At 62.5% G+C, this 3070-nt stretch carries 3 protein-coding genes and 1 pseudogene; 2 read left to right on the forward strand and 2 right to left on the reverse strand.

The window, feature by feature from the left end; genetic code table 11:
- Both EN750_RS40035 and EN750_RS26330 read right to left on the reverse strand, forming a co-directional pair.
- Positions 1 to 290 (reverse strand): annotated as a pseudogene (locus tag EN750_RS40035) (permease); the annotation flags it as partial.
- A gap of 3 nt (positions 291 to 293) precedes the next feature.
- Positions 294 to 1094, reverse strand: coding sequence for a class I fructose-bisphosphate aldolase (locus EN750_RS26330; RefSeq protein WP_127255183.1), 801 nt, complete (start codon positions 1092 to 1094; stop codon positions 294 to 296).
- 162 nt (positions 1095 to 1256) lie between these two features.
- Here EN750_RS26330 and EN750_RS26335 point away from each other — a divergent pair, with 162 nt between their 5' ends.
- Together EN750_RS26335 and EN750_RS26340 are read left to right on the forward strand one after the other, a co-directional pair.
- On the forward strand, positions 1257 to 2018 hold the full coding sequence (locus EN750_RS26335; protein WP_127291316.1) for a DeoR/GlpR family DNA-binding transcription regulator: 762 nt from the start codon (positions 1257 to 1259) through the stop codon (positions 2016 to 2018).
- A gap of 260 nt (positions 2019 to 2278) precedes the next feature.
- Positions 2279 to 3070: Gfo/Idh/MocA family oxidoreductase (locus EN750_RS26340; protein WP_145967923.1), on the forward strand; the 792-nt coding region annotated here is incomplete at its 3' end.

Raw genomic sequence — 3070 nt, forward strand, 5'->3', positions numbered from 1 at the left:
CGCGAGCGCACCGGGCGCGCGTGCGGGTGGCGCGGCGCAAACGCGGTTTCAACGCCGCTCGCAACGAGATCGCACAACACGGCGTCGTCGGCGGCACTGCCCAGCCATCCGACGAACCCGGCGCTTCCGCCGAGCCGCGCGACGGCGGCAAGTGCCGTCGCGACATTTCCCCCGAAAGCTCGGGCACTTTGCAGAACCTTCCCCTTGCCCGCCGACAACGGCTGATCGACATAGACGATGTCGTCGATCGCAATAGCTCCGAAGCCGAGGATTGAAGGGACGGCGGGCATGGTTCAGGCACCCGCCTTCGCCAGGGCGTCTTGCGCCGAAAGGCCGTCATGGATGACGCCCCGAAAGGCGATCGCTGCCTTTTCCGGATCGCCGTGCCCCCAGAGATTGCGGCCCACCACGGCACCGCGCGCGCCGGCACGGATGGCGTCCGCCGTCTGCTGAAGGGCGCCGAGCAGCGTGTCGGTCTTCGGACCGCCGGCGATCACAACCGGCACCGGGCAGGTCCGAACGGTCTCTCGGAACGACTCGAAATCGCCCGTGTAACCGATCTTGATCACATCGACGCCGGACTCGTAGCCGATGCGTGCCGCATAGGCGATCTCGTCGGGGGTGAAGACGATTTTTGCCCCGTCGGTGAAATCGCGAGGGTAGATATGCGCCACCACCGGCATGCCGTAACGGGCCGCCGCGTTCACCGAATCGGTCAGCCAGCGTATGTATTTGCCCTCGGTCGCGCCGCGCACCGGAATGGCCACGGCCAACGCATCGGCGCCAGCGCGCACCGCATCCTCGGGCGTTGCAATCAGTTCACTGATGCGATCGTCCGGGGTGAAGCAGCCGGCCTGGATCACCAGGCAAGCCTTGCCCGCGTATTGCGGCCACAGATGGCGCGCGGTGCCGGGCTGGATGCTGACGTAGTCGGGTTTGCCTACCATGACGCGTGCAAGGGCGCCCGGCAGATCGGCAAGACCTCCTTTGCGCACGTCGCCATAGCCGACAAAGTGGTCGACCGCGCCGCCAAAAAGATTCCCCGATGGATGTGAGAAGAGGCGCGCCAGGCGCACCTTGGTTCCGAGGCTCATGAGTCCAAAATTCTCCAATCGATTGATTTCAAAATCCTGCACCCAGTGTTTGCGAAAGAAAAGACAAATGCAATCTTCCGAAAGCTTTCGAATTCGCATATTTTTGGTAGAGTGAACCGAGGCCAGGGTGATTGCTTGGCGGATGGAGGCAAGGACAGGGCAATGTTGTCAGAGCAGAGACGCCAATCGATCCTGGGTGAAGTGCAACGCAGCGGACAGGTCCGCATCAAGGACCTGTCAGACGATTTTGGCGTATCGGAAGTCACGGTGCGCTCTGACCTCGAGATACTGGACCGTAAGGGACTGCTGACCAAGACCCGCGGAGGCGCGGTGACCCGGACCACGGATTCGACCACGGCCGCGTTCGCCCGGCGGATGCAAACGAACCTCGATGCAAAGAAACGCATTGCCCGGGCAGCGGTAGAACTGTTCGAGGACAACCAATCGGTCATCTTCGACGGCGGCTCGACATTGATGCAGGTTGCCATGCTGTTACCGCCGCTCAGCAATGTCGTGGTCGCGGCCACGGCGATGAATATCGTGCAGCATCTGATGCATCGGCCCGGGCTCGACGTTCACATGATCGGCGGCCGGGTCTATCCAGACACGGTGAGCACACTGATCACCGATGCCGACACGGCTCTCGGCGGCTTGGTAGCGCATCAGGTCTTTGTTGGAGCGCATGCGATTGACTCGTCACTGGATGTGGTCGACGTGAACGAAGACATGGCGCGAACGAAGCGAAACCTCGTGCGCATGGCCCGGCGCGTTGTCCTCCTTGCGGATTCGAGCAAATGGGGCGTCAGCGGGACCTCCAAGGCCTTTTCGCTGTCGAGCGTCGATGTCGTGATCACCGACGATGGCCTGTCGGGTCCGATACGCAGCCAGCTTGATAGGACCGGGGCCAAGGTGATCTATGCCTGACCCCGTCGCGGTCCCTGGCTGCGGCGGAAATATCCGATGCGCGCATGAGCCACGGAATCCGCATCGGCGGCCGTTCTTTCGGTCATTTTCTCCTCCCAGGACTGGCAGCCTCCCGATATCGCACCAGCATTTTCGCATGTTGTATAAAAATTTTACGCGCGTCAATATTTAAAATGTTGTATAGCCTTTTGCGAATGCGATCCGCCTAACGGCTGAGCGGATCCGGCAGGCCATGAGCGCATGGGGAGGCAGGATCGAAAATGCACGGGACATCAAAGACCAAACTCGGGATCGGCGTCATCGGATGCGGCAACATCTCGATGACTTACCTGCGCAACGCCGGGCTTTTTGGCGGGATCGAATTGCGCGCCTGTGCCGATATTTCGGCCGACATGGCGGCGGTGCGGGCGAAGGAATATGGCATCCAGGCACTCGGCGTCGATGCGCTGCTGGCCGACCCGGAGATCGATCTTGTCCTCAACCTGACCATTCCGGCGGCGCATTTCGACATTTCGTTTGCCGCGCTTTCGGCCGGCAAGCACGTCTTCACCGAAAAGCCGCTCGCCACCTCGGCCGCCGACGGACAACGCCTGGTCAACGAGGCCCGGTCGCGCGGCCTGCTGCTCGGCTCGGCGCCCGACACGTTCCTCGGTGCTGCCGGGCGCCGTGCGCGCCGGTTGATGGATGACGGCGCCATCGGCCGTCCGGTCACCGGCACCGCCTTCATGATGGGCCGCGGCATGGAGCACTGGCACCCCAACCCGCAATTCTACTACCAGCCAGGCGGTGGCCCCGTGTTCGACATGGGTCCGTACTATCTGACCATGCTGGTCAATCTGCTCGGCCCGGTCGAGCGTGTCATGGCGATGGCGACGCGCGGCCAGGAAGAAAGGCTGATATCAGCCGAAGGGCCATTCAAGAACACCACATTCAAGGTCGGCACGCCGACCAATGTGCTGTCGCTGCTCGAGTTCCGCTCCGGCGCGACCGTCACCTTCGGCGCCTCGTGGGACGTCTTTCGCCACTCCAACCATCCGATCGAACTGCACGGC

It is taken from the genome of Mesorhizobium sp. M7A.F.Ca.ET.027.03.2.1, from assembly GCF_003999175.1.
Lineage (GTDB): Bacteria > Pseudomonadota > Alphaproteobacteria > Rhizobiales > Rhizobiaceae > Mesorhizobium.